Genomic DNA, 19,123 nt, shown 5'->3' on the forward strand with positions numbered 1-19,123 from the left:
TCTATATGTGGTCCAAACGATGTGAACCGGACCTGCCATGACCAGCCTGCGCGATATCCGCCGCGACTTTATTTCCTTCTTCGAACGCCGCGATCATGAAGTCGTGCCGTCCAGCTCGCTTGTCCCGAAGGACGATCCGACGCTTCTGTTCACAAATGCCGGCATGGTGCCGTTCAAGAATGTGTTCACCGGTCAGGAAGACCGCGATCCGCCGCGTGCGGTTTCCTCGCAGAAATGCGTGCGCGCGGGCGGCAAGCACAATGATCTCGATAATGTCGGTTATACGGCGCGCCACCACACCTTTTTCGAGATGCTGGGGAATTTCTCCTTTGGCGACTACTTCAAGGATGTTGCCATAGACCATGCCTGGAAACTGGTGACTCAGGAGTTTGGCCTTCCTGCCGAAAAATTGCTGGTCACGGTTTATGCGGACGATCAGGAAGCATTCGATCTCTGGAAGAAAATAGCGGGACTGTCGGAAGACCGCATTCTGAAAATAGCGACCTCGGATAACTTCTGGTCGATGGGCGATACCGGCCCGTGCGGTCCGTGTGCGGAAATCTTCTACGATCACGGTGCGGATATTCCAGGTGGCCCACCAGGGTCACCGGACGAAGATGGCGACCGCTTTATCGAGATCTGGAATCTCGTATTCATGCAGTTCGAGCAACAGGCCGGTGGCCGGATCGACCTGCCCAAGCCATCGATTGATACCGGCATGGGGCTGGAGCGCATTGCCGCAGTCTTGCAGGGCAAGCACAATAATTACGACATCGACCTGTTCCAGGCGCTGATTGCGAATTCGCAAGACGTGCTGTCATCGAAGGCCGAGGGTGATGCGTTGGCGAGCCATCGGGTCATCGCTGATCATCTCCGCTCGAGTGCATTTTTAATGGCGGATGGTGTGACCCCCTCCAATGAAGGCCGGGGTTATGTGCTGCGCCGGATCATGCGTCGCGCCATGCGCCATGCGCATCTTTTAGGGGCCAGCGAGCCGGTCATGCACCGCCTTGTCGGGGAGCTTGTCAATCAGATGGGCGAGGCCTTCCCTGAGCTGGGTCGCGCGCAAGCCACTATCGAGAAGACGCTTGAGGCGGAAGAAGAGCGTTTTCAGCGAACGCTGGGCCGGGGTCTCGCGCTGCTGGATGAGGCCACGCTCGATATGAAGGAAGGCGATGCCCTGCCGGGTGAGACGGCTTTCAAGCTCTACGATACTTATGGGTTCCCGCTGGATCTGACGCAGGATGCGCTGCGCGCACGCGGCATGTCAGTCGATGAGGTTGGCTTTAATGCCTCTATGGAAAAGCAGCGGGAAATGGCCCGCTCGGCCGGCTTTCAATCCGGTGAAACCGCACCGGACACCGTTTGGTTCTCTGTCCAGAAGAACGCCGGCGACACGAAATTCCTCGGTTATGAGGGCGTCGCCGGGGAATCCCCTCTGGCCGCCATCATCACAGGTGGCAAAGCGGTCGACGTTCTCAACGAAGGTCAGAGCGCTGAATTGGTCTTTGATCAAACACCATTCTACGGCGAATCCGGCGGCCAGATTGGCGATTCCGGCGTGATTACCTTCACCAATGGCGCGCGCTTTGTGGTCCATGACACGCAAAAACGTGCCGGTGAGGTGTTCGCCCATGCCGGCGTGCTGGAATCCGGTTCTATCTCAAAGGGCGAAAAAGCTGTTTTGATCGTGGATGGCGCCCGGCGAAACCGCACCCGATCCAACCACTCTGCAACGCATTTGATGCATCGTGCCTTACGCGATGTGCTGGGCGATCATGTGGCTCAGAAGGGCTCGTACGTTGGTCCGGACCGCTTGCGCTTTGACTTCTCGCATAATGGCGCCGTGACGTCGGACGAGGTATTGCGCATTGAGGCCGATGTGAATGAGGTTATTCGCCAGAACAGCGAAGTGGCGACCCGTGAAATGACCCCGGAAGCCGCCATTGAAGCCGGGGCGCTCGCCCTGTTCGGTGAAAAATACGGAGACAGCGTTCGCGTGCTCACAATGGGCGAAGACCTGAAGGTCGAGGACAAGCCTTATTCCGTCGAGCTTTGCGGTGGCACCCATGTGTCGCGCACCGGCGACATCGCTTTGTTCAAAGTCGTGTCCGAAAGCGCGGTATCTGCCGGCGTGCGCCGGATCGAAGCGCTCACCGGTGAAGCCGCGCGGCAATATTTGGAAAATCAGGCCGGATTGGCAAAAGCCTCCGCCGAAAAGTTGAAGGTCCCTACATCGGACGTGCCCACGCGCATTCAAACCCTGTTGGATGAACGCAAGCAGTTGGAGCGCCAACTGGCCGAAGCCAAGAAACAACTCGCCATGGGCGGCGGGTCGGGCCCGGCTGCGCCTGGACCGGAGAAGGTTGGCGATGTAAATTTCATCGGTCGTGTCGCCGACGGCGTGGGCGGTAGAGATCTCCGAGGTCTGATTGATGAGGCCAAACAACAGATGGGGTCCGGCATTGCCGTTTTCATTGGCGTCAATGACGGCAAAGCCGCGCTGGCCGTGGGCGTGACCGACGATCTGAAAGACCGTTTCAACGCGGTGGATCTGGTCAAAGCCGGAGCCGCGGAAGTCGGCGGTAAGGGTGGTGGTGGCCGCCCGGACTTTGCCCAGGCCGGCGGTCCGGATGGAACAAAAGCCGAGGCTGCCATTGCGACAATAAAGTCCACGATTTCCGGCTGACACGGAGGGAAATCGTGTAAGCTCTCAGCCGGGCGCTGAGGGCAAGGCATGCATTACGAAACCTGGCTGAAGGATATTGCCGTCTTCCTCGTCGCAGCGGGTATTGCGGCGCCGCTGTTTCGCGCCCTGAAACAAAGTTCCGTTCTGGCTTTTCTTCTGACCGGTGTCTTGCTGGGGCCTTTTGGGCTGGGACGGTTGGTCGAAACAGAGCCGCTTTTGCGTTTTGTGACGATCGAAGACCCGCATGCGATCGAGCCCTTTGCGGAAGCAGGCGTCCTCTTCCTGCTCTTCCTGTTGGGACTGGAACTCTCCTTCCGGCGGCTCTGGGCTTTACGACGCGACGTGTTTGGGCTTGGTGCCTTTCAGGTCCTGGTCTCTGCGATCATAATGGGTGCGATCGGGATTTCTGTCGGGCTGACGCCTGCTGTGGCGACGGTAATTGCGCTGGCCCTGGCCCTGTCCTCGACGGCGATTGTCATGCAAATCCTCGTCGAAGAACGCAAAGCCGCCACGCCGATGGGCCGCACATCTTTCTCGGTTCTTCTGTTTCAAGACATAGCTGTCGCGCCAATCTTGATTCTGGTGGGTTTCCTGGCCCTCGGTGGAGAGGGTGGCATATTGCCCGCCATTGGTCAGGCCGTGATCGGCGGCGCGCTGGCCATCGCGGTGATCGCTTTAGCCGGCCGTTTCGTCTTGCGCCCGGCGTTCAGGATGGCAGCGACAGCTGGCGCGCGAGACATGTTGCTGGCGCTTACGATTTTGGTTGTCCTCGCCGCCTCGGCAGCGACCTATTCGGCCGGGTTATCTTTGGCGCTCGGGGCTTTCCTGGCGGGATTGCTGTTGGGGGAGACCGAATTCAAGGCGCAGATCGAGATTGATCTGGAACCGTTTAAAGGCCTGCTGATTGGCCTTTTCTTTATGAATGTCGGCATGAGCGTCGACCCCTTCGCGATCGCGGCACAGTGGCCAATTGTCCTTGGCGGCGCGATTACGCTGATCCTGCTGAAAGGCGCGTTGGTTTATGTTGGCGCGCGGTTGTTTGGAAATGACCGGGCGGTTTCGATCCAGGCGGCGACGCTGCTCGGCCCGGCCGGCGAATTTGCGTTTGTGATTCTGGCCGCCGCCGTTGCGGCGTCTGTCATCCTGCCAGAACACGCCGCGCTGATCACCGCCATAGCGGGCCTCACCATGTTGGTGACGCCCTTGCTTTCTCGCCTGGGCGAGATGGCAGCGGCGCGTCTGGCACCGAAAGATCTGGGCGTGGATGACAAGCGCGCGCCAGATCCGCTGGATGATCATGTCATCATTGTGGGTTATGGCCGGGTGGGTCGCATGCTGGGCGAACTACTGGAAGAAGAAAATGCCGAAATCATCGCCATTGATTCCAATCCCAAGCGCGTGGCGACCCATCGCGCCAAGGGTGTGAGCATCCTGTTCGGCGATGCCAGCCGGATGGAAACCCTGCAGAAAGTGGGTCTGGAAACTGCTGCGCAATTTGTCATCGCCGTGGATGATCCGGACAAGGCCTTGCGGGTTGTCAAAGCCGTCCGGACGCAGCGGCTGAATGCACCGATTACAGCGCGCGCGGTCGATCGTGCGCATGCCGACCGGTTAATTGAGGCTGGGGCGGATTATGTCATCCACGAGGCTGCGGAAGCGGCTCTGCAACTCGCCGAACACGTGCTGGAAGATTTTGGCCTATCGCCGGAAACGGCCCGGGCGCGCATTACTCGTGCCCGCGAAGAGATCTACGGCGATCCGAAACGTGAACCCTCGAACGAGGATTAGAAAAAGCAAGAAAAACAACACCCAAAGCATAAATGGAAAGAATACTTGACGTAAAGAAAACACGACAATACCGTATTGGGAGTAACACCAATTCGAGTTGCCCATGTCATTTTCATTCCGCCGCGATCTGTTTTTTCTGATCCCGTTCTGCGTCTGTCTGGTCGCGTTCGTCTTTCTACCTGACACGATACGCGGCATTGCCGCGCTACTCGCCGGCGCACTGGCGTTCGCGCATGGCCTCACCGGAGATGAGGTGGTGCGCCAGCATGCTGCAAGAGCCGCAGCGCTCGCATTTGCCGTATCGGTCCTTGCAGCTTTGGCGGTCCCGCTCTTCGAGATGGAAGCGGTGCTTGAGTCCCATGCACGGTTCATCTGGGCAGGCTTGTTTGCCCTATATATCGGTAGCTGGCTCCTAACGTCGCGGAGATGGTTTTGAAGAACCGGATCCGGGAATTGCGCGCGGCAAAAGGCCTGTCTCAGCATCGCCTGGCGGATGCGGTGAAGATTTCGCGACAATCCATGAATGCGATCGAAAACCTGCGGCATGACCCGTCAGTCACTTTGGCCTTTGCGATTGCTGGGGTGCTGGAGGTCCCCGTAACTGAGGTCTTTATCGAGGAAAAAACATGACAAAACAGACTTTTACCGCCGTTCTCATGGGGTTAGCTATGACCTCTTGTTCTGTGGCGCAGGATGATAGTCCCGCCACCAGCGTTAGGGATGTGTCGGTGGTATCCTCAATAGATGGCGTTGAGCTGGCCGGAACACTCTACCGGCCTGACCGTTCAAATCTGGCCCCAGCAATTGTGCTGGTGGGTGTATCCGGGCCGAATGACCGGTATCTGAGCGTGGGTCAGCTTCGACCGTTTGAATCATTGGCAGAAAACTTACAGCAAGCCGGTATGGTGGTGCTTACGCTTGATGATCGCGGCGTTGGTCAATCCGGCGGAGATTGGACGCGCGCTGACCATGAACAACTGATGGCTGATACGAGCGACGCGCTGAGTTATCTCGAATCCTTGCGATATGTTGATACGCGACGCTTGGGCATTTTTGGATTGTCGGAAGGGGCTGGAATTGCCATGAGAGTGGCCGCAGCCTCGCCTGAACGAGTGGACTTTCTCATTCTGGCCTCCCCACCAGGATTAGGGGGCGAGATCGCCCTGGCTCATCAACTGGACGCACTTTTGGCTGCGAGTGGCATTGCGGGCCCTGCGGCAGAATTATGGCGGCAGGAGTTTGCGCGCTTTATCGGCCTGATCCGCGCAGAAAACAGAGCCGGTCTGCTTGAGTTTCTCTCGGGGCCTGGCCGGCAGCTTGTGCCGCCGTATGCGTTTGTACCGCAAACAATTGAGGGTCAAGCAGACTTGTTCCTATCGCCTTGGTACAGGTCGCAGCTGGAATACGAGCCCGCAGATTTTGTTGCGAGTGTCGTGGCACCCACACTGATCATCGGCGGGACTCTGGACCCTATTTTGCCCGCTGATCAACATCATCCGCCTCTGCTGGCCGGGCTTGCCGATGCCGGAGCGGTCGTGCTGGCGAACGTCAATCACCTGCTTATGCCGGCAGAAACAGGGCTGCCTCAGGAATATGCCCAGATCACAGAGCCGATCGATCAAGCGGTCTTGAGAACCGTGATGGATTGGCTGACCGCCGAAGAGATTACTGACTAGCGGCAGCACAAGATAGAAAAGGGCAGGAAAAACGCCCTGCCCTTTGTTTTGGAACGGGCGGTCTTAGCCCTTCATCACCTCGGCAAAGCGGTCGCCGACTTTTTCCAGGAAGCCTTCGGTCGACAGCCAGCCCTGCTGATCGCCGACCAGCAGTGCGAGGTCCTTGGTCATGTAACCAGCCTCTACCGTCTTGATGACGGTGTCTTCCAGCTTGGCAGCAAACGCCATCAATTCTTCATTGCCGTCCTGACGGCCGCGATGCTCCAGCCCGCGGGTCCAGGCAAAGATGGAGGCGATGGAGTTGGTCGAAGTCTGCTCGCCCTTCTGGTGCTGGCGATAGTGACGCGTCACCGTGCCGTGCGCGGCTTCCGCTTCGACGGTCTTGCCGTCCGGGCTCATGAGAACCGACGTCATCAGACCCAGCGAGCCAAAGCCCTGGGCGACGGTGTCAGACTGCACATCGCCATCATAGTTTTTACAGGCCCAGACAAAGCCACCCGACCATTTCATGGCCGCCGCGACCATGTCGTCGATCAGGCGGTGCTCATAGGAAATGCCCTTGGCTTCGAAGGCGGATTTGAATTCGTCATCGAAGATTTCCTGGAACAGATCTTTGAAGCGACCATCATAGGCCTTCATGATCGTGTTCTTGGTAGAAAGATAAACCGGCCAGCCGCGCTGCAGGCCATAATTCAGGCTGGCGCGGGCAAAATCACGAATGGACTCGTCCAGATTATACATGCCCATGGCCACGCCAGAGCTCGGGAATTCGAAGATTTCAAATTCCTGTGCTTCACCGCCATCGGCCGGCTCATACTTCATGGTCAGCTTGCCGGGGCCGGGGACTTTAAAGTCTGTGGCGCGATACTGGTCACCAAAGGCATGACGGCCAACCACCATCGGCTTGGTCCAGCCCGGCACCAGGCGCGGCACGTTGGAAATCACGATTGGCTCACGGAACACCACACCGCCCAGAATGTTGCGGATCGTTCCGTTCGGAGAACGCCACATTTTCTTCAGGCCGAATTCTTCCACGCGGGCTTCATCCGGCGTGATGGTCGCGCATTTCACGCCCACACCATAATGCTTGATAGCTTCGGCGGCTTCGACCGTGATCTTGTCATCGGTCTCATCGCGCTTTTCGATCGAAAGATCATAATATTTCAGATCAATATCGAGATAGGGGTAGATGAGCTTGTCTTTGATCATCTGCCAGATGATGCGGGTCATCTCATCGCCATCGAGCTCAACGAGCGGGGTATCGACTTTGATCTTGGCCATTTGCGCTTTATCCAATGCTGCTGAAAACGTGCGAAAACCGGACGTGTCCGGAAGAGTTGCGCGCTAGTTATCACTGCCGAACGAATAGCGGAAGACCCAGACTGATGCCCACACAACTCCTGGCCCCGGTTTTTATCCTGCACCGCCCGCAACTGGGCGAGAATATTGGCGCGGCGGCGCGCGTGATGGGCAATTTCGGATTGCCGGATTTGCGAATTATTGATCCACGCGATGGCTGGCCCAATCAGAAGGCTGAAAGTGTCGCCTCCGGTTCCCCGGTGCTCGAAGATATCAAGGTGGAGTTTGAACCCGTTGCGGCGATGACTGGCCTGACGCGAATCTATGCGACCACTGCCCGGCCTCGCGGCATGGAAAAGCGCGTGCTGACCCCGCGAGAGGCGATGGCAGAGATCCGCGCCGCCCATCAGGCAGGCGAGCAGGCAGGTGTGCTATTCGGCGGCGAAAAGTCCGGTCTGCCGAATGAACTCGTCGCCGATTCCGAAGCCATCATCACCCTGCCGGTCAATCGTGAATTCTGGTCGCTGAACCTGGCCCAGACGGTGGCCTGCTGTGCCTATGAATGGCGGGCGGGCGATGAGGTGCCGGAGGATTTTGATGAAATTAGCGATCCGGCAAGCCGCGAGGATGTCGAACGCCTGTTCCAGCATTTTGAAAGCGAGCTGGAAAAGGCCGGCTTTTTCCATCCGCCAGAAAAAACGCCTTTGATGGTCAATAATCTTAGGGCGGCGCTGGTCCGTGCACGCTTTACTGAACAGGAAGCACGGACGTTTAGAGGCGCCATCAAGGCGCTTGCCCTTGGCCGCGGTAAGGCGCGGATTGTGCGGGATGAGTGAAGCCATTGAGCAGGTCCGCAATCTGGGCCCCAAGACCGCCGCGGCTCTGGCCGAGGTCGGCATTCGTTCGCGTGCGGACCTGGAAGCGGCTGGAGCCGTTGAGGCCTATTTGCGGCTCAAAGCCCGGGCCGGAAACGTCTCATTGAATGCGCTCTATGCGATGCAGGCCGGATTGATGGATGTAGACTGGCGGCATCTGCCGGATGAGCTGAAGGCCGCCTTGCGCGAGGCCGTGGATACGCCCCGCCGTTGACATCGCCTTGCAACCCGTTAAAAGCCGCTCCTCGCCTGTTTTGGCAGGCGTTATGACGGGTGGTGCGGTACCGCCGTTGAGATCGCAGTCTTCAAAGGATGAGGGCTGCCGGGCCGCGTCGAAAATGAGAGTGTTATGTCGAAGCGTCATTCGAATAAGTACAAAATTGACCGCCGCATGGGTGAAAACCTCTGGGGCCGTCCGAAATCCCCAATCAATTCCCGCCCCTATGGTCCTGGCCAGCACGGTCAGCGCCGCAAGGGCAAGCTGTCTGACTTTGGCCTGCAGCTGCGCGCCAAGCAGAAGCTGAAGGGCTATTACGGCAACATCACCGAAAAACAATTCCGCCGTATCTACACCGAGGCCACAAGGCTTCGCGGTAACACGGCCGAACAGCTGATCGGTCTTCTGGAAAGCCGTCTGGATGCGATCGTCTATCGCGCCAAATTCGTGCCGACCGTGTTTGCCGCCCGCCAGTTCGTGAACCATGGCCACGTCAAGGTGAACGGCAAGAAGGTCAACATCCCGTCCTACCGCGTCAAAGTCGGTGACGTTGTGGAAGTCCGCGAGAAGTCGCGCTCCATGGCTCTGGTGCTGGAAGCGCTGGAAAGCCCGGAACGGGATATCCCGGATTATATCGAGGTCGACGGAAAAGGCATGAAGGCCACCTTCACGCGTATCCCGGAATTTGCCGAAGTGCCCTACGCGGCGCAGATGGAACCGAACCTCGTCGTCGAATACTACTCCTCGTAAATTCTGACGAATATCAGTTTGAAGGCCGCTTTGGTGTTGCACCAGAGCGGCCTTTGTTTATTCTGCAGGCCTCATCTGGGCTTGTAAGCAATTCATTTGATTCAAGTTTTCTACCTAACGTCTTGAAACTGAGTCTTAAACTGACTCCGCTTCAAGTGATGAATCGCTTTTCGCCTGTAAGGCGAGTCGGGGCAGTATCAATTCGGCTTGGAAGCGAGTTTGTTGCGCCTCACGCTTTGCAGAGACGGTCAAACCGCTTAACACATTGAATCAGAATTTCGCCGGAGCCGCCTTATGTTTTCACGCCTTTTCGCGATCGCTGTTTTGCCGCTGGTTTTGACGGCCTGTTCAACCGTTCAGCGCCTGCCTTTGATCCCCGGCGGGGACGAGGCAGATGTGGTTGAAGTCTCGAATGACAACATTGCCCTGCATGGCTGGCGCATTGTCGGCGATGACATTCTGGTGGTGCGGGTGCCGTCCAATGGTTGCACGCAAAAGGCGGATCTGACCGTTGATGTCCGCCAGCGCCGTGGTGAGGTTCAGGTCACAATCGGCCGCGTCCGTGATGACTATTGCCGGGCTCTTGTGCCGGATGGAGTGGAGATCCCGTTCGGCTTTGAAGAGCTGGGCACGCGTCCCGGCGCAACGGTGGTGGTTATGAATCCGATTTTGGATTAAGCAGGCTCAACCGTCACAACCGGGTAAAACGCCAGCCGGTTCTTGATGACATCCACCGCTGGCAGCGGGTCTTCATACGACCAGATCGCATTTTCCAGCACCGTGCCATCGGCTAAGGTGAGGTGATAATGCGTGGCCTCGCCCTTATAGGGACACCAGGTGGTTTTCTCTGACCGGGTGAGGGCGACAGCGTTGATGGCCCCGCGCTCAATATAGAAGACCGGCGGATAGCTGGCTTCGCGCAGGGCTAAAGCGACGCCTTCACCGACTTTGACGCCTTTGGCCTTCAGACGCACCAGCTGGCCGTCCGTATCGATCAGTATGGGATGATCCGGGCCAGGCTCCCGGACAGGCCGGTTCATCAGGCTTCCGCTTTCAGAATGCCCTTGTCTTGCAGGAAGGGGCGCAGCTCACCTTCTTCGAACATTTCCTTGATGATGTCGCAGCCGCCGACAAACTCACCCTTCACGTAAAGCTGAGGGATGGTTGGCCAATCTGAATAGACCTTGATGCCTTCGCGCACATCCTGATCTTCCAGAACGTTCACCGAGGCATATTCCACGCCGACATGATTGAGCACGCTGGCCACGACCGACGAAAACCCGCATTGCGGAAACACTGGCGTGCCTTTCATGAACAGGATCACGTCGTTTTTCTCGACCATGTCTTTGATTTCAGACTGAACAGCGTCGCTCATTTCGGCACTCCTTGAGATGTCATTCCGAGCTAGGCATCGGCAGGCCCGCCGTCAAGACCAAGCGCCGCCGCATTCGCTCGCAAATGCGTTGTTTTTGTTGTTTGTACCATGACGCAATCCACCAGCCCGCTATTGGCCGAACGCCGAAGCGCCGCAGCGACGCTAAGCATGGCTTCCGGCGCAACGGGCAGTCCCGCTTTGATCCGGGCTTGACGCTCTCGCTGGCGCTGAATGGACCGTTGGAAATACCACCATGACAGCCGGTCATGCGGGAGTTTGAAGCGCCCTTTCGCCACTGACAGGGCTTCGATGCCGAATACCATCTTGCCGCTTTCCCGCGCCTTCATCAGCCGGTTATTCTGGACCGCGTTCAACCCGTCATAATGCGGAGCCATGATGGCATCGACATCTGTATGGGTGAGCGGCAGGTCCAGCTCGTCATCGCGGCCGCTGACCCCGGCAAAACGCAGATCACCCGCTTCTTTCAACGACAAAAGCGCGGGAAAAGCGGCGTCGAACTCCTCGCTGGCGGGGCCCTGAAGCAAAACCAGATCAACGCGGCCGCACCCAAGCGTGTCGACACAAGACCGCACGGCATCCTTTATCTGGTCCGGCTGAAACCCTCTTGCATTTTTTTCGTTCAGAATGCCGACCTTGGTAATGACGAAATAGCTGTCGCGCGGGACATGCAGAGACTGCAAGGCCTGGCCAAGCCGGCGTTGCGCTTCGCCATCGCCATATTTCAGCGCGGTGTCGAAAACCGTAATGCCACGCGAATAGGCTTCATGAACCAGCGCGATGGTTTTTTCCGGGTCCACAACATCGCTATTGTGCGGGCCGGACACGCCAAAACCGAGCCGCGAAACTGACGCGGGCAAATCTGTCACGGAGCTTGTGTCTTCAATTTCAGCGCATGTAATTCGCCGCCCATGCGCCCCCCCAGAGCGGTGTAGACCAGCTGGTGCTGTTTAATGCGGCTCAAGCCCCGGAAGGCCTCGGCTGTGACGATAGCCTCATAATGATCGCCATCTCCGGCCAGATCGATAATCTTGACCTCGGCCCCCTCGATCCCGTCCTTGATCAGGCGGGCAATATCTTCAGCTTTCATCGGCATGACAGCATTGTATGTGGCGGCTTTGCGCGGCTTTGTATAGACCCGCTTTCATTCACGCGCCGTGTAAAAGGACTGACCAATGCGCCAACTCATTCTCTCTGGCCTCATAGCGGCTTCGATCGTCCCGGCCTCCGCTTGCGCGCAGGATGTCGAGATCGACACCAATATGGCGCTGGAACATATGCGTGTGCTGGCGGCTGATGACATGAATGGCCGGCTAACCGGAACCGAAGACGCCGCGATGGCGCGCGAATATATCGCCGGGGAATACTTCATGGCCGGCTTGCTGGCGTTTGAAGAAACCTGGGACCAGCCCTTCACCTATCGCCGCCCTCAGAATGCCGATCTGGAACTCAGCGGGATTAATCTGGTCGGCTATCACCCCGCTGCGGATGGCAGTGCGTCCGGTCCGGCCATCGTCGTGACCGCGCATTACGATCATATCGGCAATTGTAACGGCCAGATTTGCAATGGAGCGGATGACAATGCCTCCGGCGTCGCGGCTATGCTGGCGGCGGCCAGCGCTCTGGCCAACGGCGCAAACGAGCACATGATCATCTTCGCTGCGCTGGATGCAGAAGAAAACGGCCTCAATGGCGCGCGGGAACTGGTTGAATACCTGCAGGGCCTGGGTATCGAGATGGCGCTCAATATCAATCTGGATATGCTCGCCTTCAATGAAGACAATGAGCTAGCCGCTGCCGGAGCTTTTCATCATCCTTTCCTGCGCGCGCATATCGATGCGGTCGAGGTGCCGGATGGCGTGACGATCATTCAGGGCTATGACAGCCCGGAATGGGGCCCGAATGGCGACTGGACCTTCTCTTCTGATCACGCCGCCTTCCATCGCGCGGGCATTCCCTGGATTTATTATGGCGTGGATTTTCATCCGCATTATCACTCTCATACGGATGAGTTTGACGTCATGCACCATGACTTCTTCGAAGCCGTAACGGAAACCGTTTTCAACGCCATCGTCTATTTCGATGCAAACCTGCAAAGCGTCGTTGAGGCGCACGCAGAGGCGGATGCCGCCCCTTCTCCCTCCGCTGGGCCTGATACCAGTTCCGACGCGCGCCCGGCAGGCTACACCAATGAGGACGGGCGCTACATCAAGCCGGGCATGGAAAACTAAATTCGTCATCCCGGAAAGGCGGAAGCCTTATCCGGGACCCATTCCGGAATGCCGATAATACAGCATGGGTCCCGGGTTCCCGCCTGCGGCGAACCCCGGGATGACGGGTTAATATGCCTCACCCATCAGGGTCGGCATGAAGCTCTCATTGACGGCTTTCAGATCGGCAATAGAGACATCAATCATGCCATTGATGGTGAGGCCATCGCCACCCGCCACGCCAATCACGTGGATGGGAACGCCGGCCTCTTTGGCGGCTTTGCGCACGGCCTTGGCTTTGTCTTCGCTAACTGCGAGCAGGTAACGCGCCTGATCTTCGCCAAAGAGCCAGCCATGTAAGGGCAGATCAGTGTCATGCACCAGATTGAGGCCGGTGCCGGACGCCATCGCCATTTCAGACGCCGCAGCGGCGAGGCCACCATCTGACAGGTCATGGCAGGCATGGATCGCGCCATCGCGGATCTGCGCCCGCACGAAATCGCCATTGCGTTTTTCCACAGCCAGATCAACGGGCGGCGGGGCCCCATCTTCGCGGTTTTCAATTTCGCGCAGATAAATGGACGCGCCGAGATGACCATCCGTATCGCCGACCAGCATCAGGATGTCGCCAGTCCCGACACAGCCATATCCCATGCGCTGGGAAAGATCCGGGATCAGGCCCACAGCGCCAACCGCAGGAGTGGGCGGGATCGCCACCCCATTGGTTTCATTATACAAAGAGACATTGCCGGACACGACCGGGAAGTTGAGCGCTTCACACGCTTCGGCCATGCCTTCCACGCATTCGGCAAACTGGCCCATAATGTCCGGGCGCTCCGGGTTGCCGAAATTCAGACAGTCCGTGATCGCAATCGGGTCCGCCCCGACAGCCGTCAGATTGCGCCAGGCTTCCGCCACCGCCTGTTTTCCGCCTTCCAGGGGGAAGTTGTAGCAATAGCGCGGCGTGCAATCGGTCGTGATGGCCAGACCCTTATTCGTGCCGTGGACGCGCACAATCGCGGCATCCGCCGGGTCTTCGGATGACGCCGCCGTATCGGCCATGACGTGGCGGTCGTATTGACGCCAGATCCAGCGCTTGGAAGCGAGATCCGGTGAGACCATCAGCGTGAGAATGGCTTCGGCATAGTCTTTCGGCTGAGCCAGCTCATCGGCCATCACCGTTGGCTCGGCGTCATGACGCGTCCACGGACGCTCATACAAGGGCGCATCTTCGGCCAGCGGATCGAGCGGAATATCGCAGACCGTCTCGCCCTGATGGGTCAGCACCATGCGGCCCGTTTCGGTGGTTTCACCGATCGTGGCGACGTCCAGCTCCCACTTGTTGAAAATGTCGTAGGCGATCTGTTCCTTGCCCGGCTTCAGGATGAACAGCATGCGCTCCTGGCTCTCGGAAAGCATCATCTCATAGGCCGACATGTTGTCTTCGCGCTGGGGCACTTTATCGAGGTCCATCAGCAAGCCCACATTGCCCTTGCCCGCCATCTCAACGGAGGAGGACGTCAGGCCTGCCGCGCCCATATCTTGCACGGCGGCGATGGCGTCGGTGTCCATCAGCTCCAGACAGGCTTCGATCAGCTTCTTCTCAACAAACGGGTCGCCAACCTGAACGGTGGGGCGTTTTTCTTCGCTCTCATCATCAAACTCGGCAGACGCCATGGTGGCGCCATGAATGCCATCACGTCCGGTTTTCGAACCGACATAGACAATCGGCTGGCCCGGCTCGGCCCCACGCGCATAGAAAATCTTGTCCGTATCCGCCAGGCCCACGGCCATCGCATTGACAAGGATGTTGCCGTTGTAACCGGCATGGAAATTGGTTTCCCCGCCCACGGTCGGCACGCCCACGCAATTTCCATAACCGCCAATCCCGGCGACGACGCCGGAGACCAGCTGGCGCGTCTTGGGATGATCCGGCGCGCCAAAGCGCAGCGCATTCATCAGCGCCACCGGTCGCGCACCCATGGTGAAGACGTCGCGCAAGATGCCGCCCACGCCCGTCGCTGCGCCCTGATAGGGCTCGATGTAAGACGGGTGGTTGTGGCTCTCCATTTTGAAGATGCACGCCTGCCCATCGCCAATATCGACGACACCGGCATTCTCACCGGGACCCTGAATGACTTTTTCGCCGGAGGTCGGGAATTTCTTCAAATGCACGCGGCTGGATTTATAGGAACAATGCTCGGACCACATGACCGAGAAAATGCCGAGTTCGACCAGGTTCGGCGCCCGGCCCAGAATCTCCACGGCTTTGGCGTATTCATCCTCGGGCAGGTGCTCTGCTGCAATCTCCGGGGTGATGCCGTCAGCGTATTGGGTCATGACGAAGCCCTCCCCAGAAGGCTCTCGAAAAGGGCCAAGCCGTCTGTGCCGCCATGCATCGCATCAATCGCGCGTTCGGGGTGGGGCATCATGCCCATCACATTGCCGCGCTCGTTCGAGATACCGGCAATATCGCGCACAGAGCCATTGGGGTTACTGGCATAGCGGAACAGCACACGTCCATCGCCTTCCAGCGCATCCAGCGTCTCATCATCGGCAAAATAATTGCCATCATGGTGGGCGACCGGAATGGTGATGTCGCGATTGGTGGCATAGCCGCTGGTAAATTGCGTATTGGCGTTTTCCACCCGCAGGGGAGCCTTCTCACAGACAAAATGCAGGCTGGCATTGCGCATCAGCGCACCGGGCAGCAACCCGGTCTCGATCAGGATCTGAAAGCCATTGCATACGCCCAGCACCGGCTTGCCGGCTTTGGCATGGGCCTTCACCGCTGGAATGATGTGAGAGACGCCCGCCATAGCGCCACAGCGCAGATAATCACCATAGGAAAACCCGCCCGGCAGCATCACGAATTCGGTGCCTTCGGGCAGCTCAGTGTCCTGGTGCCAGACCATGGCCGGCGCAGTGCCGGTGACTGTCTCGATTGCCATTGCGGCATCGCGATCACAATTCGATCCGGGAAAAACAATAACGGCAGATTTCATGGCTCGGCGTGCTCCACGGCCCACTCAATGGCATCGTTGAGGCGATCACCGCCCCAGAAAATTTCCGTTCCGACTCTGTAAGTCGGAGCACCGAATATCCCGGCGGACATGGCCTCGTCCACCTGCGCCTTCAGAGCGTTTTTCGTTTCGCGGCTGCGGCTTTCAGAGATCACCCGGTCGGCCTCCGCGACACCTTCCAATGCCGCACGCAATGTTGCTTCCTTGGAAATGTCGAGATTGTCCGCAAATTCAAGCCGGTAGAGGTTTTCCGTAAACGCCCTTATCCAGCCTTCTTTCGCTCCAATCAGGCCAATACGCGCCGCCGCGACGGAAAATTGCGGCCAGTCGCCATCCGTCGAGAGCTGAAACGGCAATCCGGCCTTGGCGCAGATCCGCTCCATATCGCGGATCATATATTGGCCTTTGACGGGATAGAGATTGAAGGGCGAGGTCTTCCAGCCCTGGCTGGCAAAAATCGGCCCGAGCAGAAAGGGTTTCCAGACCAGTTCCACGCCGGCCTCTTCACAAGCATCAGCGACGGCATAGGCCGCAGGATAGGAATAGCTGGACGCGTACTCGAACCAGAATTCGAGCTTCGGCATTACGCCATCTCGATCGAGAAATTCTCGATCACCGGGTTGGCGAGCAGCTTGTTGCACATCTCTTCCACGCGCGCCTTGGCCGCGTCGGCATCCTCACCGGTAAGATCCAGCTCGATCAGCTTGCCCTGACGCGCATTTTCAACCTCATCAAAGCCCAGATTTTTCAGGGCTCCGGCGACAGCCGCGCCCTGTGGATCCAGAACACCGGGCTTCAGATAGACATGGATACGCGCTTTCATGAGCTTCCCTCATCATTGGCGGCCTGCTGACCATTGGGGCGGATAACACCCAGGCGGCGGGCGACTTCGGTGTAGGCTTCGGTGACATTGCCGAGATCGCGGCGGAAGCGGTCCTTGTCCATCTTCTCCTGAGTCTCGATATCCCACAGCCGGCAGCTGTCCGGGCTGATTTCGTCAGCCAGCACAATGCGCATCATATCGCCTTCGAAAAGCCGGCCGAATTCCAGCTTGAAATCGACCAGCTGGATACCGACCGCTGCGAACATTCCGGTGAGATAATCATTGATCCGCACCGTCAGGGTGACAATGTCATCCAGATCCTGCGGAGCTGCCCAGTTGAACGCGGTGATGTGATCTTCCGTCACCAGCGGATCGCCCAGCTCGTCATTCTTATAGCAGAATTCGATGATCGAACGGGGCAGGGCGGTGCCTTCCTCCAGCCCCAGACGCTGGCACATCGAACCGGCCGCGACATTGCGTGCGATGACTTCCAGCGGAATGATCTCGACTTGCCGCACCAGCTGTTCGCGCATATTCAGGCGCCGGATGAAATGCGTGGGAATGCCGGCCCGCATCAGGCCAACCATAATGAACTCGCTGATCCGGTTGTTCAGAACGCCCTTGCCTTCCAGCGTGGCTTTTTTCTGATTGTTGAAGGCGGTCGCATCATCCTTGAAATACTGAACGATGGTGCCCGGCTCAGGTCCTTCGTAAAGGATTTTCGCCTTGCCTTCGTAGATCATCTTGCGGCGTGCCATGGGCCAGCTCCGTTGCCACTTCCCGAGTGGCGGAAAATAGAAACGGCCCCGAATCGGGTGACGGGGCCGTCGGAAGAGCGGCGGAACTTACTTCCAAGCGGGTGAGGCTGCAATGCAATGATGCGGGCCAGGCCGGATCGCAGCCAACGCGCCTGCTTTTGGTTGTCAGGACGGCGTCATATGGCTACGACACCGGCATGAAAAGCCCCGTCTGCCCGGCCTGCGGAGCATCGGAAATTTCCGATGCAGCTCAGAAGTTTACGTTCAATCTGGATGGCGTATCGGTCCATGATTGCCTGGCCTGCAACAGTGCGGTCATGCTGCCGCCGCCTGATAAGGATTACTCCCAGCACACCACCCAGATGACGGGTATCCGCAATTATGTGGAGATGAATTGTTCAATAGACGGACTGGTTGGATATCTTGGACCAGCCTTCGAAATCTGGAAACCCGGCACCTTTATGGATATCGGTTGCGGGTTCGGCTTTTCCCTCGATATTGCCCGCCGTCTGACCGGCGCAGAGGTGCTGGGCATTGAACCCGCTCATTATGGCCGGGTGGGATCAGAAATGCTCGGCGTGCCGATTTTGCCGAAAATCCTGACAGGCACACCGCAAACACAGGACGATCCGCGCCTGCAAAACCCGGTCGACATGATCTTTTCTTCGGAGGTTATCGAACACGTTTCCGATCCCGCCGCGTTGCTTCAGACGATCCGCAGTTATTTGAAACCCGGCGGTGTTGCTGTGATCACGACGCCGCGCGCAGAATCGCTCGCAGAAGAGCGATCGAATAGCGAAAAGCGCGCTGTCATATCGCCCTGGGCTCATGTCTTTCTCTATTCGCATTCAGCCTTTGAAAAGGCGATGCGCGAGGCCGGTTTCGAACATGTTGTGATCCGGACGCTGGGCGTGACGCAGATCGCCTATGCCAGCGATCAGCCCTTCAACTGGACCGACGTGGATATTGCGGACCTGTCGTTGAAATATCTGCGCTCGGCTGCCGGCGATCACGATCCGGAGACAATAGTTGGCGTCGGGGTCGCGCACCGGCTGTTCCGCTTGCGGGTCCAATCGGCCAATTGGGCGGAAGCGGACACGCTGGCGCGGCAACTGACCTTCAAATCCGCGCCTGAGAACTTGCATTTCCCCGACTATCCGGCCTTCCTGGAAGAATACCGGGCGTGTGAGGCTTCGCTCGCCTATCACCTCGCCATGTTGCAGATGAATGCGCACCGCCAATTTGAAAGCGCGAGCGACGAGTTCTTGAATGCCTTCCGGTTTTGCCGTGAGGTTCTGCGGATCGCGGCGGGTTCTTCGGTGGTCGAAGCCGATCTTTATTGGCTCGCGATTTTCCATGCCGCTCTCGCCGCGCAGTATGGCGGCTACAAAGGCAAGGCCCCGCTTATCTGGCAAGCACTCGAAGCCTCGCTCGATGATCCAAATGTTCCGGCCCTGCCCAGTGCGCTCGGTGAGCGCCTGCGCAGTGATTTATCTCCGCTTTTCCAGCCGCAGGGAGAACTCGCCTCGCGTCTCGGCCTTTAGTGCTGCAAGCCGGCGGCGGCATTCACCTGCGAGTGATTGATTTGCGGCTCTGGCCAAGCTAACGGAGAAGGACCACCA

Annotated in this window: 21 protein-coding genes; 11 read left to right on the forward strand and 10 right to left on the reverse strand. The window is 58.2% G+C overall.

The window, feature by feature from the left end; translation table 11 throughout:
- The first annotated feature begins 37 nt into the window (after positions 1 to 37).
- The 5 genes from alaS to ACO079_RS00980 all read left to right on the forward strand — a co-directional run bounded on the left by alaS (position 38) and on the right by ACO079_RS00980 (position 6,153).
- Complete coding sequence (gene alaS / locus ACO079_RS00960) at positions 38 to 2,689, forward strand: alanine--tRNA ligase (protein WP_421791115.1); 2,652 nt, start codon at positions 38 to 40, stop codon at positions 2,687 to 2,689.
- A gap of 48 nt (positions 2,690 to 2,737) precedes the next feature.
- Positions 2,738 to 4,477: a cation:proton antiporter gene (locus tag ACO079_RS00965; RefSeq protein WP_421791117.1), complete on the forward strand. Its 1,740-nt coding sequence runs from the start codon at positions 2,738 to 2,740 to the stop codon at positions 4,475 to 4,477.
- Positions 4,478 to 4,580: 103 nt separating this feature from the next.
- The gene (locus ACO079_RS00970; protein WP_421791118.1) at positions 4,581 to 4,913 is read left to right on the forward strand and encodes a hypothetical protein; all 333 of its coding nucleotides are present in this window, start codon (positions 4,581 to 4,583) and stop codon (positions 4,911 to 4,913) included.
- Positions 4,904 to 5,107, forward strand: a complete 204-nt coding sequence (locus ACO079_RS00975) for a helix-turn-helix transcriptional regulator (protein ID WP_421791120.1) — start codon at positions 4,904 to 4,906, stop codon at positions 5,105 to 5,107. The genes ACO079_RS00970 and ACO079_RS00975 overlap by 10 nt, the downstream gene beginning before the upstream one ends.
- 38 nt (positions 5,108 to 5,145) lie before the next feature.
- Positions 5,146 to 6,153 (forward strand): alpha/beta hydrolase, encoded by a 1,008-nt coding sequence (locus tag ACO079_RS00980; protein ID WP_421791122.1) that lies wholly within the window; start codon positions 5,146 to 5,148, stop codon positions 6,151 to 6,153.
- Between the two features lie 63 nt (positions 6,154 to 6,216).
- Here ACO079_RS00980 and ACO079_RS00985 read toward each other — a convergent pair whose 3' ends face one another.
- Positions 6,217 to 7,434 carry an NADP-dependent isocitrate dehydrogenase gene (locus ACO079_RS00985; RefSeq protein WP_421791123.1) on the reverse strand — a complete coding sequence of 406 codons (1,218 nt, stop codon included), beginning with the start codon at positions 7,432 to 7,434 and terminating at the stop codon, positions 6,217 to 6,219.
- Between the two features lie 104 nt (positions 7,435 to 7,538).
- Here ACO079_RS00985 and ACO079_RS00990 point away from each other — a divergent pair, with 104 nt between their 5' ends.
- The 4 genes from ACO079_RS00990 (at position 7,539) to ACO079_RS01005 (ending at position 9,972) form a co-directional block, all read left to right on the forward strand.
- Positions 7,539 to 8,288, forward strand: coding sequence for an RNA methyltransferase (locus tag ACO079_RS00990; protein WP_421791129.1), 750 nt, complete (start codon positions 7,539 to 7,541; stop codon positions 8,286 to 8,288).
- Positions 8,281 to 8,541 (forward strand): TfoX/Sxy family DNA transformation protein, encoded by a 261-nt coding sequence (locus ACO079_RS00995; protein ID WP_421791131.1) that lies wholly within the window; start codon positions 8,281 to 8,283, stop codon positions 8,539 to 8,541. Before ACO079_RS00990 ends, ACO079_RS00995 begins: the two co-directional genes overlap by 8 nt.
- A gap of 135 nt (positions 8,542 to 8,676) precedes the next feature.
- The gene (gene rpsD, locus ACO079_RS01000; RefSeq protein ID WP_421791133.1) at positions 8,677 to 9,294 is read left to right on the forward strand and encodes a 30S ribosomal protein S4; all 618 of its coding nucleotides are present in this window, start codon (positions 8,677 to 8,679) and stop codon (positions 9,292 to 9,294) included.
- 294 nt (positions 9,295 to 9,588) lie between these two features.
- Positions 9,589 to 9,972: a hypothetical protein gene (locus ACO079_RS01005; protein WP_421791135.1), complete on the forward strand. Its 384-nt coding sequence runs from the start codon at positions 9,589 to 9,591 to the stop codon at positions 9,970 to 9,972.
- Here ACO079_RS01005 and ACO079_RS01010 read toward each other — a convergent pair.
- The 4 genes from ACO079_RS01010 to ACO079_RS01025 are packed head-to-tail and all read right to left on the reverse strand — an operon-like array spanning position 9,969 to position 11,783.
- Positions 9,969 to 10,334, reverse strand: coding sequence for a DUF427 domain-containing protein (locus ACO079_RS01010; protein ID WP_421791136.1), 366 nt, complete (start codon positions 10,332 to 10,334; stop codon positions 9,969 to 9,971). The two genes, ACO079_RS01005 and ACO079_RS01010, sit on opposite strands and share 4 nt — an antisense overlap.
- Positions 10,334 to 10,669, reverse strand: coding sequence for a Grx4 family monothiol glutaredoxin (gene grxD / locus ACO079_RS01015; RefSeq protein ID WP_421791138.1), 336 nt, complete (start codon positions 10,667 to 10,669; stop codon positions 10,334 to 10,336). Before grxD ends, ACO079_RS01010 begins: the two co-directional genes overlap by 1 nt.
- A 29-nt stretch (positions 10,670 to 10,698) precedes the next feature.
- Entirely contained in the window at positions 10,699 to 11,556 is an 858-nt protein-coding gene (locus tag ACO079_RS01020) for an aldo/keto reductase (RefSeq protein WP_421791140.1), read from the reverse strand.
- On the reverse strand, positions 11,553 to 11,783 hold the full coding sequence (locus tag ACO079_RS01025; RefSeq protein ID WP_421791142.1) for a BolA family protein: 231 nt from the start codon (positions 11,781 to 11,783) through the stop codon (positions 11,553 to 11,555). Before ACO079_RS01025 ends, ACO079_RS01020 begins: the two co-directional genes overlap by 4 nt.
- A 79-nt stretch (positions 11,784 to 11,862) precedes the next feature.
- Here ACO079_RS01025 and ACO079_RS01030 point away from each other — a divergent pair, with 79 nt between their 5' ends.
- A complete protein-coding gene (locus ACO079_RS01030) occupies positions 11,863 to 12,918 on the forward strand; it encodes a M28 family peptidase (protein WP_421791143.1) in 1,056 nt (351 codons plus the stop codon).
- Between the two features lie 108 nt (positions 12,919 to 13,026).
- On the opposite strand, the gene purL is transcribed toward ACO079_RS01030, so the two are convergent.
- The 5 genes from purL to purC are packed head-to-tail and all read right to left on the reverse strand — an operon-like array spanning position 13,027 to position 17,501.
- The gene (gene purL / locus ACO079_RS01035; protein ID WP_421791144.1) at positions 13,027 to 15,237 is read right to left on the reverse strand and encodes a phosphoribosylformylglycinamidine synthase subunit PurL; all 2,211 of its coding nucleotides are present in this window, start codon (positions 15,235 to 15,237) and stop codon (positions 13,027 to 13,029) included.
- Positions 15,234 to 15,902: a phosphoribosylformylglycinamidine synthase subunit PurQ gene (purQ, locus tag ACO079_RS01040; RefSeq protein WP_421791146.1), complete on the reverse strand. Its 669-nt coding sequence runs from the start codon at positions 15,900 to 15,902 to the stop codon at positions 15,234 to 15,236. Before purQ ends, purL begins: the two co-directional genes overlap by 4 nt.
- Positions 15,899 to 16,504 (reverse strand): 2-hydroxychromene-2-carboxylate isomerase, encoded by a 606-nt coding sequence (locus ACO079_RS01045; protein ID WP_421791148.1) that lies wholly within the window; start codon positions 16,502 to 16,504, stop codon positions 15,899 to 15,901. The genes purQ and ACO079_RS01045 overlap by 4 nt, the downstream gene beginning before the upstream one ends.
- A complete protein-coding gene (gene purS / locus ACO079_RS01050; RefSeq protein WP_421791150.1) occupies positions 16,504 to 16,743 on the reverse strand; it encodes a phosphoribosylformylglycinamidine synthase subunit PurS in 240 nt (79 codons plus the stop codon). The genes ACO079_RS01045 and purS overlap by 1 nt, the downstream gene beginning before the upstream one ends.
- Positions 16,740 to 17,501, reverse strand: coding sequence for a phosphoribosylaminoimidazolesuccinocarboxamide synthase (purC, locus tag ACO079_RS01055; RefSeq protein WP_421791151.1), 762 nt, complete (start codon positions 17,499 to 17,501; stop codon positions 16,740 to 16,742). Before purC ends, purS begins: the two co-directional genes overlap by 4 nt.
- 197 nt (positions 17,502 to 17,698) lie before the next feature.
- Here purC and ACO079_RS01060 point away from each other — a divergent pair, with 197 nt between their 5' ends.
- Positions 17,699 to 19,045 (forward strand): class I SAM-dependent methyltransferase, encoded by a 1,347-nt coding sequence (locus ACO079_RS01060; RefSeq protein ID WP_421791153.1) that lies wholly within the window; start codon positions 17,699 to 17,701, stop codon positions 19,043 to 19,045.
- Positions 19,046 to 19,123: the final 78 nt, after the last annotated feature.

Origin of the sequence: Hyphobacterium sp. (assembly GCF_965228115.1) — a bacterium.
GTDB lineage: Bacteria > Pseudomonadota > Alphaproteobacteria > Caulobacterales > Maricaulaceae > Hyphobacterium.